Annotated in this window: 13 protein-coding genes; 6 read left to right on the top strand and 7 right to left on the bottom strand. The window is 62.5% G+C overall.

The window, feature by feature from the left end; all coding sequences use genetic code 11:
• Positions 1–338: 338 nt before the first annotated feature.
• Positions 339–668, top strand: coding sequence for a DUF6124 family protein (locus tag FQ192_RS04060; protein WP_149657458.1), 330 nt, complete (start codon positions 339–341; stop codon positions 666–668).
• A gap of 101 nt (positions 669–769) precedes the next feature.
• On the opposite strand, the gene nagE is transcribed toward FQ192_RS04060, so the two are convergent.
• The 7 genes from nagE to FQ192_RS04025 all read right to left on the bottom strand — a co-directional run bounded on the left by nagE (position 770) and on the right by FQ192_RS04025 (position 9554).
• Positions 770–2479 (bottom strand): N-acetylglucosamine-specific PTS transporter subunit IIBC, encoded by a 1710-nt coding sequence (nagE, locus tag FQ192_RS04055; protein ID WP_149657457.1) that lies wholly within the window; start codon positions 2477–2479, stop codon positions 770–772.
• A 32-nt stretch (positions 2480–2511) separates the two neighbouring features.
• On the bottom strand, positions 2512–5028 hold the full coding sequence (gene ptsP, locus FQ192_RS04050; RefSeq protein WP_149657456.1) for a phosphoenolpyruvate--protein phosphotransferase: 2517 nt from the start codon (positions 5026–5028) through the stop codon (positions 2512–2514).
• A gap of 53 nt (positions 5029–5081) precedes the next feature.
• Entirely contained in the window at positions 5082–6104 is a 1023-nt protein-coding gene (locus FQ192_RS04045) for an SIS domain-containing protein (RefSeq protein ID WP_149657455.1), read from the bottom strand.
• Complete coding sequence (gene nagA / locus FQ192_RS04040; RefSeq protein ID WP_149657454.1) at positions 6085–7191, bottom strand: N-acetylglucosamine-6-phosphate deacetylase; 1107 nt, start codon at positions 7189–7191, stop codon at positions 6085–6087. The genes FQ192_RS04045 and nagA overlap by 20 nt, the downstream gene beginning before the upstream one ends.
• A gap of 33 nt (positions 7192–7224) precedes the next feature.
• A complete protein-coding gene (locus tag FQ192_RS04035; protein WP_123597016.1) occupies positions 7225–7956 on the bottom strand; it encodes a GntR family transcriptional regulator in 732 nt (243 codons plus the stop codon).
• Positions 7957–8441: 485 nt separating this feature from the next.
• Positions 8442–8945 (bottom strand): murein L,D-transpeptidase family protein, encoded by a 504-nt coding sequence (locus FQ192_RS04030; RefSeq protein WP_133837164.1) that lies wholly within the window; start codon positions 8943–8945, stop codon positions 8442–8444.
• 57 nt (positions 8946–9002) lie between these two features.
• Positions 9003–9554, bottom strand: coding sequence for an NUDIX hydrolase (locus tag FQ192_RS04025; RefSeq protein WP_149657453.1), 552 nt, complete (start codon positions 9552–9554; stop codon positions 9003–9005).
• A gap of 146 nt (positions 9555–9700) precedes the next feature.
• Between FQ192_RS04025 and FQ192_RS04020 the strand changes: the two genes are divergently transcribed.
• From FQ192_RS04020 to purT, 5 genes are all read left to right on the top strand, one after another.
• Positions 9701–10300 (top strand): CoA pyrophosphatase, encoded by a 600-nt coding sequence (locus tag FQ192_RS04020; protein ID WP_149657452.1) that lies wholly within the window; start codon positions 9701–9703, stop codon positions 10298–10300.
• A 39-nt stretch (positions 10301–10339) separates the two neighbouring features.
• A complete protein-coding gene (locus tag FQ192_RS04015; RefSeq protein WP_027924900.1) occupies positions 10340–10864 on the top strand; it encodes a gamma carbonic anhydrase family protein in 525 nt (174 codons plus the stop codon).
• Positions 10861–11076, top strand: coding sequence for a DUF1289 domain-containing protein (locus tag FQ192_RS04010; RefSeq protein ID WP_149657451.1), 216 nt, complete (start codon positions 10861–10863; stop codon positions 11074–11076). The genes FQ192_RS04015 and FQ192_RS04010 overlap by 4 nt, the downstream gene beginning before the upstream one ends.
• 186 nt (positions 11077–11262) lie before the next feature.
• Positions 11263–11730, top strand: a complete 468-nt coding sequence (locus FQ192_RS04005) for a VUT family protein (RefSeq protein ID WP_133837168.1) — start codon at positions 11263–11265, stop codon at positions 11728–11730.
• 101 nt (positions 11731–11831) lie between these two features.
• Entirely contained in the window at positions 11832–13013 is a 1182-nt protein-coding gene (gene purT, locus FQ192_RS04000) for a formate-dependent phosphoribosylglycinamide formyltransferase (protein WP_149657450.1), read from the top strand.
• Positions 13014–13032 lie beyond the last annotated feature (19 nt).

The following is a 13032-nucleotide window of genomic DNA, read 5'->3' as shown; positions in this document are numbered from 1 at the left end:
TGTTTAAAACCACTTCTGAGTTACTTCCCGAGACCTACAAAATCTTGCGCCGTTGCCTACGGCTACGCCAGAATCCGCCGGCTTGTGTGCCTTGGGGCTGGCCTCTATCGTTTCCGCACCGCTGCCCATCAGTGGTCGGGTTTAGCAGCCCAGGACAATTAACAAGATGCACAAGCTCCGTCAGTCAGGCATTTCCATGCCAGCACTCGATGGTAGCTGTGTGCAGGGCGTCTTCGGGCGCGCCGGTTTTGTTAGTTCCCCGGTCTGCTAACCTGCGCACAGCTGCCTCCCCCTCGTTTAGCAGCAGAAGGGTTGGCGCCCGATCTGAGAACTGACTTATGACTAAAGTGACGCCCGATCCGCCAGAAACCGATCCAACCGCCCCGCAACAACCCGAATCAACACCACGCGACATCCCCTCATTCGCCGACATCAAAGCCACACCGCGTACACCGAGCACCCTGTTTGCCGTAAGCCCCGAGGCCAGCAGCGAAACCCTGATGACATACCTGGTCGAGACCCTGGCCTCGGTCGACGTGCTGGTCCACAACCTGGTGGACCTGCTGGACGGCAGCTCACGCAACGCCTTGCTCGGCATTTCCAACAGCGTGATGCTGGCGGAAATCACAGCGAACCGGGTGCTGGATCAGATCGACCCGCGTGAATAGACCCGGCCCCTTCGCGGGCAAGCCTCGCTCCTACAGGGGAATGCAATCAACCTGTAGGAGCGTGGCTTGCCCGCGAAGACGGCAGGTCAGGCGCCAAAGATCTAAACCTTGGCACTCACCTCACTGCGATTAACCAACGCCTCCAACGCCCCACTCAAACTCGGCGCTTTGTCGCCAATCAGCAGGTGCCAAATGCCACCTTCAAGCTGGCTGACACCCTGGCAGCCCAATTCCTTCAACTGACACTCCGACAACGCTTTGCCATCCGCCAGTTGCAGGCGAATCCGGGTCATGGCGATGCAGTCCATTTGCAGCACATTGTCGCCACCGCCCAAGGCATTCAGCCACTGCTGCGCTTCCGGTGTCGCTACGGGTTTCACCACGTCGACCACAGGGGCAGGGGCAGCGATAACCCCACGACCCAGAGCGGGCATCGCCAGGCGAATCTCATCGGCGATGCTGTCGGCCATCGGCCCGACCACCACCTGCAAACTCCCGCCCTTGCCCGGACGCACCACGGCCATTGCGCCCAGGGCTTTGAGCTCGACATCGTTGGCCTTGTTGCGATCCACCATGTCCAGTCGCAGGCGCGTGGTGCAGGCGCCGACGGTGATCAGGTTGTCCGCGCCGCCCAACGCCTTGATATAGGCCCCGGCGCGCTCGTTCGCCGCGACCACCACTTTCTCGCCTGAAAAAACATCTTCACGCCCCGGCGTCTTTAGGTTGAAGCGGCGAATGCAGAAATCAAACACCAGGTAGTAGATCGCCGCGTAGGCCAAACCCACCGGGATCACCAGCCAGCCATTGGTGGATTTGCCCCAGCCCAGAACCATGTCGATGAAGCCGCCGGAGAAGGTAAACCCGAGGTGGATGTTCAGCATGTTGGTGATGGCCATCGACAGGCCCGTCAGCACGGCGTGCACCAGATACAGCATCGGCGCGAGGAACATGAAGGCGAATTCGATCGGTTCGGTCACGCCGGTCAAAAACGACGTCAGCGCCATCGACAGGAAGATCCCGCCCATGACCTTGCGCCGCTCCGGCAAGGCGTTGCGGTACATCGCCAGGCACGCGGCGGGCAGGCCGAAGATCATCATCGGGAACATGCCGGTCATGAACTGGCCGCCCTTCGGGTCGCCAGCGAAGTAGCGCGACAAGTCGCCGGTGACGATGGCGCCGGTGGTCGGGTCGGTGAAGTTGCCGAACACAAACCACGCCATGTTGTTGAGGATGTGGTGCAGGCCCGTGACGATCAGCAAGCGGTTGAACACGCCGAAAACGAACGCGCCGAAGCTGCCGCTTTCCATCATCAACGCGCCGAAACTGTTGATGCCTTGCTGGATCGGCGGCCAGACCAGGCCGAAGATCAACCCCAGGCCGACGGCGGCGAAACCGGTGACGATGGGTACGAAGCGTCGGCCACCGAAGAACGCCAGGTACTCCGGCAACTTGATGTCCTTGAAGCGGTTGTACAGCGCGCCGGCCATCAAGCCACTGACGATCCCGGCGAGCATGCCCATGTTGATGCTGGCGTCGAGCACCTTGAGGGTCGACACCATCACCAGGTACCCAATGACCCCGGCCAGCCCGGCAGTGCCGTTGTTGTCCTTGGCGAAACCGACCGCGATGCCGATGGCGAAGATCATCGCCAGGTTGGCGAAGATCACCTGGCCGGCGTCGTGGATGATCGCGATGTTCAGCAGATCGGTGTCGCCCAGGCGCAGCAACAGGCCGGCGATGGGCAGGATCGCGATCGGCAGCATCAGCGCGCGGCCGAGGCGCTGCAAGCCTTCGATGAAGTATTGGTACATGGCGTATCTCCCTGGATTCTTGTTTTAGTTGTTCAGCTCAGAGGCCAATGTTGATGACAGGCGTGACGCACCGCGCCGGCGCTGCTCAACTTGAGCAAGCCCTGGCTGAGGCGTCGGCATTCGCTGGCGTCCAGGTGTCGGACGCGGTCCTTGATTTCGCCAATCTGTACCGGGCTCACCGACAATTCGCTGACCCCCAGGCCAATCAGTACTGGCGTGGCCAACGGATCCGACGCGAGCGCCCCACAAACCCCGACCCAACGGTTATGCACCGCCGCACCGGCGCAGGTCTGCGCGATCAAACGCAGCAGCGCCGGGTGCAACGCATCGACCCGGGAGGCGAGGCCGGCATGGTCGCGGTCCATGGCCAGGGTGTATTGGGACAAGTCGTTGGTGCCGATGGACAGGAAGTCCGCGTGCTCGGCCAGTTGCTCGGCCAACAGCGCGGCGGCCGGGACTTCGATCATCACGCCAAGCTCCGGGCGTTGAGTCAGCTCCAGCTCGGTGCACAAGGCGTCGAGGCGCTGGCGGATGTGCAGCAGCTCGTCGACTTCAGTGACCATCGGCAACAGGATCCGGCAGCGCGATAACGGGCTGACGTGCAGCAGCGCGCGCAGTTGCTGATCGAGCAGTTCCGGGCGCACCTGAGCCAGGCGAATCCCGCGCAGGCCGAGCACCGGGTTGGCTTCGGCGGGCAGTGGCAGGTAGTCGAGTTGTTTGTCGCCGCCGACATCGATGGTGCGGATGATCACCGACTTGTCACCCATGGCATCGAGCACGGCTTGGTAGGCGTGGCGTTGTTCCTGTTCGTCCGGCGCGGTGTTGCGATCGACGAACAGAAACTCGGTACGCAGCAGGCCGACGCCGTCGGCGCCATTGGCCAGGGCATCCGCCGCTTCGGCACTGGACGCGACATTGGCTGCGACTTCAATGTGCGAGCCATCGAGGGTCAACGCCGGGGTGTGCGCTTGCGCCTGTTGCTGGGCGCGACGTTGCTGATGATCGATTTGCGCCTGACGCACCTCGGCCAGGCGTTCGGCGCTCGGCGTCAATTCGAGGCGACCGCCATCGGCATCCAGTACCACCGCTTGGCCTTGCGCCTGATCCAGCAATGTCGAACCCAACGCCACCAGGCACGGCAGGCCTTTGCCCCGGGCGAGAATCGCCACATGAGAGGTCGCGCCACCCGCTGCCATGCACAGGCCCGCAACGCCATGCTGACTCAGTTGCAGCAGATCGGACGGCGTCAGTTCATGGGCCGCCACGATGGCGCCAGCGGGAATGTCGTAATGCCAGGTTTCCCCCAGCAGGGCGCGCAGCACCCGTTGCTTGAGGTCACGCAAATCATTGGCGCGTTCGGCCAGCAACGGGCTGCCGAGTTGCTGCAGGACCTCGCACTGCACGTCGATGGCCTGGCTCCAGGCGTGAGTCGCGGCGCTGCCGTTGTCGATGGAGTGCGCCGCTGCGTCCAGCAACGCCGGGTCTTCCAGCAGCGCGAGGTGCGCGGCGAAGATCGCTTCCTCGTCGGTGTGCTTGTGCTTGCGGGCCTGGGTCAGCGTGTGATCGATTTCGCTGCGCACCACGACCAACGCGGCATCAAGGGCTTGCCGTTGTTGCTCGGGATCGTGGCTGCCAGCGTCCACCGGCAGGCTGATTGCGTTCAAGCGAAACAGCGGCCCTGCTACCAGACCGGGCGCGGCGCAAACGCCATGCAACACACCCGCTTCGGCCGGGCGATTGCGTTGGGCAATCGGCGCTGGCGCAGCGGTGTGACTGTCTTGCGCCAATGCGGTGGATAACGCAGTCAACAACGCCTGCAACGCCGCTTCAGCGTCCGGGCCCTGACTGCTGACCTGAACGTCTTCCTGCTCGCCGATGGCCAGGCTCATCAGCCCGATCAAGCTGTCACAGGGCGCCGATTTGCCGGCGAAATGCAGCCGCGACTGGCTCTTGAAGCCTTGCGCCGTCTGCCGAATCAGCGCCGCCGGCCGAGCGTGCAAACCACCGCGATGGGCGATGCGGACATGACCGTGAACTTCGATGCCGCAAAGGTCGACTTCGACCGGCACGCCATTGGCCAGCCGCCGCACGATATGCAGCAGCGGATCGCCGACCTTCACCGATTTCAGGGTGATCGGGCGCGCTTGAAAGTCCTGGCTGTTGGTCAGGATCATCAGGCTGACCAGGCTTTTGCACTGCTGCGCGACCTTGTCCAGGTCATAGCGCAACAGCGGCTGGCCGTTAGAAACCCGCGCACCTTCCTTGACCAGCATCGAAAAGCCCTCGCCCTGCAACTCGACCGTGTCGAGGCCCAGGTGCAGCAGCAACTCGGCGCCGTTGTCGGCGCGCAAGGTCACGGCGTGGCCGGTACGGGCGACATGCACCACCACGCCAGCGCAAGGCGCGTGAAGGGTGTCGTTCAATGGATCGATAGCAATCCCGTCACCCATGGCTCCACTGGCGAACACCGGGTCCGGGACTCTGGCGAGCGTGAGCACCGGGCCGCTGAGCGGGGCGCTGAGGGTCAGCTCTTTATTATTGTTGTGCATGGCTCGGTACTCATCAGTAAACAATTCGGTTCGGGTCGATCGCGCCCTTCGACTCAATGGGTGCGCGTCACTTTGCTCAAGTGCCGTGGTTGGTCCGGGTCCATGCCTCGGGCGACGGCCAAACCAGCCGCCATCACATAGAAACTCTGGATCGCCAGAATCGGATCAAGGGCCGGGTGTTCGGCGCGGGTCAGGGTCAGGTCGCGTTCACTGACGTCATCCGGTGCGGCCAGCAATACACGGGCGCCGCGCTGGCGCATGTCGGCGGCCAAGCTCAGCAAACCGGCCTGCTCGGCACCGCGCGGGGCGAACACCAGCAATGGGTATTGCTCGCCGATCAAGGCCATCGGGCCGTGCCGGACTTCGGCACTGCTGAAGGCTTCGGCCTGGATCGCCGAGGTTTCCTTGAACTTCAGTGCGGCTTCCTGGGCGATGGCGAAACCGGCGCCACGGCCGATCACCATCAGGCGTTCGCAATCGCGCAGGGCGTCGATGGCCAGGCTCCAGTCCTGTTGCGCCGCCTCGCGCAGGCCTTCCGGCAGCGCGTTGCCGGCTTCGAGCAATTCCACATCTTCTTTCCAGTGGGCGATCAAGCGTGCGCTGGCGCTGAGGGTGGCGATAAAACTCTTGGTGGCCGCGACGCTGCTTTCGGTGCCGGCCAACAGTGGCAGGCTGAATTCACACGCGGCTTCCAGTGGCGAGTCCGCCGCGTTGACCATCGAAATGCTCAGAGCGCCACGCTTGCGCAACAGACGCAGGCTGTTCACCAAATCCGGACTTTGCCCCGATTGCGAGAAGGCGAACGCCACCTGGCCGCTGACCTTCAACGGCGCTTGCTGCATGGTCACCACCGACATCGGCAACGACGCCACCGGAATCCCCAGTTGCTGCATGGTCAGGTAGGCGAAGTAACTCGCCGCGTGGTCGGAGCTGCCCCGGGCCACGGTCATCGCCACTTGCGGCGGCTGACGGCGCAGGCGCCCGGCGATCTCGATCATCTGCGGGTCCAGTTGCTGCAATTGGGCTTGCACGGCCTCGAACGAGGACAGCGCCTCTTCAAGCATTTTTGAAGTCAATGTCTTCTCCTTCGACCATGACGGCGGTCAGTGTGAGTGAGCGATCCAGCCGCACGCAGTCGGCCCAGGCACCGGGTTCCAGGCGCCCGCGTTCGTTAATACCGAGGTAGTCGGCGGGGAATTGCGAAAGGCGTTGCGAGGCTTCGGCGATGGGCAAACCGATCTTCACCAGGTTGCGCAACGCTTGATCCATGGTCAGGGTGCTGCCTGCCAAAGTGCCGTCGGCCAGGCGCACGCCGCCCAGGCACTTGGTCACGGTGTGGCTGCCGAGCTTGTATTCACCGTCAGGCATGCCGGCGGCGGCGGTGGAATCGGTGACGCAATACAGGCACGGGATCGAGCGCAGGGCCACGCGCATGGCGCCGGGGTGTACGTGCAGCAGATCCGGAATCAGCTCGGCGTATTTGGCATGGGCCAGGGCTGCGCCCACGATGCCGGGCTCGCGGTGATGCAGCGGGCTCATGGCGTTGTAGAGGTGGGTGAAACTACTGGCGCCGGCCTCCAGCGCCGCCACGCCTTCCTCGTAACTGCCGAGGGTGTGGCCGATTTGCATGTGCACGCCACGGGCGCTGAGGGCGCGGATCAAGGCGTCGTGGCCGGCGATTTCCGGGGCGATGGTGATCACGCGGATCGGCGCCAGGGCCAGGTACGCCTCGACTTCGGCCATCAACGCGGTGTGGGCGAAATTCGGTTGGGCCCCGAGTTTTCCGGGGTTGATGTACGGGCCTTCGAGGTGCACGCCGAGGACCCGGGCGCTGCCGGTCGGGCGCTGCTCGCAGAACTCGCCGACGGCTTTGAGCACGCTGGAAATCTCTTCGCTCGGCGCAGTCATGGTGGTGGCCAGCAGCGAGGTGGTGCCGAAACGCACGTGGGTTTTGGTGATGGTTTCGAAAGCGCTCGCGCCTTCCATGATGTCTTTGCCACCGCCGCCGTGAACGTGCAGGTCGATGAAACCCGGCAGCAGGTAAGGCAGGTCGTTGTCGGCCGGATCGCAGGGCACGCCTTCGATGGACACGACTTTGCCGTGTTGGTGAATCAGCCGGCCGCGAACCCAGCCGTGGGCGGTGAGGATGTTGTCTTCGGACATTTCGGTTCTCGCTGTTTGGCGACTTCGCCCGGTTTAGCGGCGAAGCTCTGCGACAAAGTCGTAGTAGTCGTTGCGGCAATAGGTGTCGGTGACTTCGATGGGCGTGTTGTCTTCCAGGTAGCCAACCCGGGTCATCAGCAACATGGCGGTGCCGGGGGCGATGCCCACCAGCGCGGCGAATTCGTCCGAGGCGTTGATCGCCTGGATGTGTTGCAAGGCGCGGACAATCGGTTTGCCGATACCGTCGAGGTATTCGTAGAGGGAATCGCCCACCGCTTGCGGCTTGGGGATGATCGAAGCGGGCAGGGTGCTCATCTCGATGGCCATCACCGTGTCGTCGGCTTTGCGCAGGCGTTTGAGCCGCGCGACCTTGTCGTTGGGCGAGAGGCCGAGGCGGATCAGTTCTTCATGGGTCGGCGGAGTGATTTCCCGCTCCAGCCATTGCGAACCGGGGACGAAGCCTTTGAGGCGGAGCATTTCGCTGAAACCGGAGAGGCGCGACAGCGGTTGTTCCAGGCGCGGGGTGATGAAGGTGCCGGAACCCTGATTGCGCCGGATCAGGCCTTGTTCGAACAACACCTCCAGTGCCTTGCGTGCGGTGACGCGGGAAATGCCCAGCAATTCGCTGAGACTGCGCTCCGACGGCATGGCCTGCTCGGCTTTCCACTGGCCGGCGTGGATCGCCGCTTCCAGATTGCGCGCCAGTTGCAGGTACAGCGGCGTCGGCTGGGTGTCGTCAGGACGTAGGGCCTGGATGTCATTCATGTAGGTCTTTTCCGATGCGGATATTGGATTGTTGTCGCCCGGTTGTAGGACGGAAGCTAATACCACTTAAATACCATGTCAATCAGACCACTTTGCTTGAGGCGCAGCAAAATCGGGGCTTAAGGGCTTGTTTGGAGGGGGATGGTTTGAAGTGGTATTAGCGGTGGGGGTTTTGGAAGCAAAGATCGCAGCCTTCGGCAGCGCCTACAAAGAGAATTGGTATCAACCCTGTAGGCGCTGCCGAAGGCTGCGATCTTTTGATTTATTTTTTCGAAGGGCGACGGAAGGTAGCGGGCAGACCACGATTTAACTGGCGCCGCAGCCCACTGTGGCGAGGGGGCTCGCCCCCGTTCGGCTGCGCAGCAGCCGTAAAATCAGCAGACGCGGTATGCCAGTTGAAACCCGGTAGCAGGTTCTGGCACTGCTTCGCAGCGCAACGGGGGCAAGCCCCCTCGCCACAAAAGCCCCGCGCAGTTGCACAAACCTTACGGCCGAATCTCAATCATCGTGCCATCCGGCACCAAACCCCACACCTCGCGCATGTCCATGTTGCGCATGGCGATGCAGCCGTCGGTCCAGTCCAGGGTGTGGAACAGGTTTTCCGGGTAGTCATAGGTGTCGGGGGTGCCGTGGATCATGATCATGCCGCCCGGGTTGACCCCTTCGCGCCGGGAGCGGTCGGCATCGTCGCGGTTGGGATAAGAGATGTGCATCGCCAGGTTGAAGCGGTCGCTGACCTTGCGCCAGTCCACCCAGTAGAAACCCTCGGGTGTGCGCTTGTCGCCTTCCATCAGCTTCGTGCCCCGTGGGTTTTTGCCCAGGGAGATGCGGTAGGTGCGCAGCGGTTTGCCGTCGGCGATCAATTGCAGTTGATGGGCAGATTTGAGCACCAGCACTTTTTCGATGGGTTTGCCGTCCAGGGTGACCACGGTGGAGGCCTGGGACACCACGACGAACGACAGGCAAAACAAGGCAAGCAACCAGCGCATTGAAACGATATCCCTAGAGGTGTCGCGACTATTTATAAGTTGGAATTCAGTAAGAGCTTAGATGATGGCGGGTTGCGCAAGCGGTGGAATCGACTCGGAACGCACCGGGTAGACCTCCGTCTGCCGGTCAGCGAAGAAGCATTCTAAGGTACGGCCCACCGTGCGGAAAGCCAGCTCTGACCAAGGGATGTCGGCTTCATCGAACAGCATGACTTCCAGGCTCTCGGGGCCGGCAGCAAAGTCCAGGTCCACCAGTTCGGCGCGGAAGAATACGTGCACCTGACTGATGTGCGGCACGTCGATCAGCGTATAGATGCTCAGGTTACGCACTCGGGCGCAGGCTTCTTCGGCGGTCTCGCGCACGGCGGCCTGCTCGATGGTCTCGCCGTTTTCCATGAAACCGGCGGGCAGGGTCCAGTAACCGAGGCGCGGCTCGATGGCGCGGCGGCACAACAACACCTTCGAGCCCCAGGTCGCCACGCAACCGGCGACGATATTGGGGTTCTGGTAGTGAATGGTCTGACAGCTGTCACAGACAAAACGCAGGCGCGAATCGCCTTCGGGAATGCGCTGGGTGACCGGGTTACCGCACTGACTGCAAAATTTCATGCTTGGGTTCCTGGAGGCTGCGCCTATCTTGGCGTGCGGCGGTGTCAGTCGGCAAGTTGTCGTTTCGCGACATGGCGCAGTTCGGGGGTTGGGCGGTCGGTTCTATTGGTGCATGATGCGAGGTAGCCAACAGATCGAGAGCACTCATGCTGGACGAGCTACTTCACCGGGTAAGCAACCACACGCCGAAAACGCTGGAAACCGATAAACGTTTCCCCGAAGCCGCGGTACTGGTGCCGATCACTCGCAGCGATGAACCGGAACTGGTGCTGACCCTGCGCGCCAGCGGGCTCTCGACCCATGGCGGCGAAGTCGCCTTTCCCGGCGGACGGCGCGACCCCGAAGACCCCGACCTGATCTTCACCGCCCTGCGCGAAGCCGAAGAAGAAATCGGCCTGCCGCCAGGCCTGGTCGAAGTGATCGGCCCGCTCAGCCCGCTGATTTCCCTGCATGGCATCAAGGTCACGCCTTATGTCGGTGTCATTCCTGACTACGTCGAATACCTGGCCAACGATGCCGAAATCGCGGCGGTGTTCAGCGTGCCCCTGGAGTTCTTCCGCAAGGACCCGCGGGAACACACGCACCGCATCGATTACCAGGGCCGCAGTTGGTACGTGCCGAGCTATCGCTACGGCGAATACAAGATCTGGGGGTTGACGGCGATCATGATCGTCGAGTTGATCAACCTGCTGTATGACGCCGACATCAGCCTGCACCGCCCCCCGAAAAGCTTTATCAATACCTGAATCCGAACCCGCGGCTGCCTGAGCCTTGAGGACAACACGATGAAATATCGCCTGGGCGATGCCCGCGTCGAAACCCATCCGCAGAGCTGGGTCGCCCCCAACGCCGTGCTGGTGGGCAAGGTCAAACTGGAAGAGGGCGCCAACGTCTGGTTCAACGCCGTGCTGCGCGGCGACAACGAACTGATCCTGATCGGCAAGAACAGCAACGTCCAAGACGGCACCGTGATGCACACCGACATGGGCTACCCGCTGACCATCGGCACCGGCGTGACCATCGGCCATAACGCCATGCTCCACGGCTGCACCGTCGGCGACTACAGCCTGATCGGTATCAACGCCGTGATCCTCAACGGCGCGAAAATCGGCAAGAACTGCATCATCGGCGCCAACTCGCTGATCGGCGAAGGCAAGGAGATCCCGGACGGTTCACTGGTCATGGGCTCGCCGGGCAAGGTGGTGCGCGAACTCACCGAGCCGCAGAAGAAAATGCTCGAAGCCAGCGCCGCTCACTACGTGCACAACTCGCAGCGCTATGCCCGCGACCTGGCCGAGCAGGAAGAATGAACGCGCCCGAACGACCGGTGCTATCGCCCTGCGTGAACATCTGCGCACTGGACGACGACGATATCTGCACCGGATGCCAGCGCACGGTGGAAGAGATCACCCGTTGGAGCCGGATGGACAACGAAGAGCGGCGCAAGGTGTTGGGGTTGTGTCATGAGCGGGCCAAATCCAGTGGGCTGCTTTGGATGATCGGGGCCAAATCGGATAAATGAGGTGCGGCCTTCGCGGGCAAGCCTCGCTCCTACAGGACCGGGGCGTTCCGCAATGATGTGACCGCCACAATACCGTAGGAGCGAGGCTTGCCCGCGAAGAGGCCCTCACGACCACCCCATCTCTTGGCCCAACCTCATTCCCTGAAGTACCCTGTGCGCCAAACTGACAGGTATTCCCAAGCCCCCATGCTCTTCCTGATTTCTTACATCAGCAGCGTCGTGCTGATCAACTACGCCTTTTCCACCGCCCCGCACCTGGACATCATCTGGTCGGCCTGGGGCGGGTTGGTGTTTGTGCTGCGCGACATGGTGCAAACCCGCTTCGGCCATGGCGCCATCGCCGCGATGCTGGCGGCGCTGGTGCTGTCCTACGTCACCTCTGATCCGTCCATCGCCCTGGCCAGCGCCACGGCGTTCGCGGTGTCCGAGTGCATCGACTGGCTGGTGTTCAGCATCACCAAGCGCCCGTTGCACGATCGCCTGTGGATAAGTTCGGCCCTGAGCATTCCCCTCGACACCTTCATCTTCTTCGGCATGATCGACGCCTTCACCCCGGCCGTGATCCTCACCGCCATGGGCTCGAAGTTCGCCGGTGTGACGGTCGTGTGGCTGATCATGGCCTGGCGCTTGCGCAAACAGGCCGTCGCCGGCTGAAGCCAAACCTCGCAGTTCATGTAAAATGCCGCGCTTTCTCCCCATGGGAAGCGCGCCTGGCGCTGCGACCCTCGATGATCCGCTTCTTTGAGGACCTTCAGATGACCCGTATCGGAACTCCATTGTCGCCAACCGCGACCCGCGTATTGCTGTGTGGCTGTGGCGAGTTGGGCAAGGAAGTGGTGATCGAGCTGCAACGCCTGGGTGTTGAAGTGATTGCCGTGGACCGCTACGCCAACGCGCCGGCCATGCAAGTCGCCCACCGCAGCCATGTGATCAACATGCTCGATGGCGCCGCCCTGCGTGCGGTGATCGAGGCCGAGAAGCCGCACTTCATCGTGCCGGAAATCGAAGCCATCGCCACCGCGACCCTGGTCGAACTGGAAGCCGAAGGTTTCACCGTGATCCCGACCGCGCGCGCCGCGCAGTTGACCATGAACCGCGAAGGCATCCGTCGCCTGGCCGCCGAAGAGCTGGACCTGCCGACTTCGCCGTACCACTTTGCCGACACTTTCGAGGACTACAGCAAGGCCGTTGAAGACCTGGGCTTCCCCTGCGTCGTCAAACCCGTGATGAGTTCGTCGGGCAAAGGCCAGAGCCTGCTGCGCAGCACCGCAGACGTGAAAACCGCCTGGGATTACGCCCAGGAAGGCGGCCGCGCCGGCAAAGGTCGGGTGATCGTCGAAGGCTTTATCGATTTTGACTACGAAATCACCCTGCTGACCGTGCGTCACATCGGTGGCACCACGTTCTGCGCACCGGTCGGCCACCGTCAGGAGAAGGGCGACTACCAGGAATCCTGGCAGCCACAAGCCATGAGCCCGATTGCCCTGGCCGAATCCGAGCGCGTCGCCAAAGCTGTGACCGAGGCCCTGGGTGGTCGTGGTCTGTTTGGCGTCGAGCTGTTCATCAAAGGTGATCAGGTGTGGTTCAGCGAAGTGTCGCCGCGCCCGCATGACACCGGCCTGGTGACCCTGATTTCCCAGGACCTGTCGCAATTTGCGCTGCACGCACGGGCGATTCTGGGCCTGCCGATCCCATTGATCCGGCAGTTCGGTCCATCGGCGTCGGCGGTGATCCTGGTGGAAGGGCAGTCGACCCAGACCGCTTTCTCCAATCTGGGTGCTGCGCTGAGCGAGCCGGATACGGCGTTGCGTCTGTTCGGCAAGCCTGAAGTGAACGGCCAGCGTCGCATGGGCGTGGCGTTGGCGCGGGATGAGTCGATTGAAGCGGCGCGCGCCAAGGCAACTCGTGCTTCGCAGGCTGTTGTAGTCGAGTTGTAAGGCTACAAAGATCGTTCCC

This window comes from Pseudomonas sp. ANT_J12, assembly GCF_008370045.1.
Classification (GTDB): domain Bacteria; phylum Pseudomonadota; class Gammaproteobacteria; order Pseudomonadales; family Pseudomonadaceae; genus Aquipseudomonas.
Note: the sequence above shows the minus strand (reverse complement) of the source record. Positions and strands in the feature narration are given on the sequence as shown.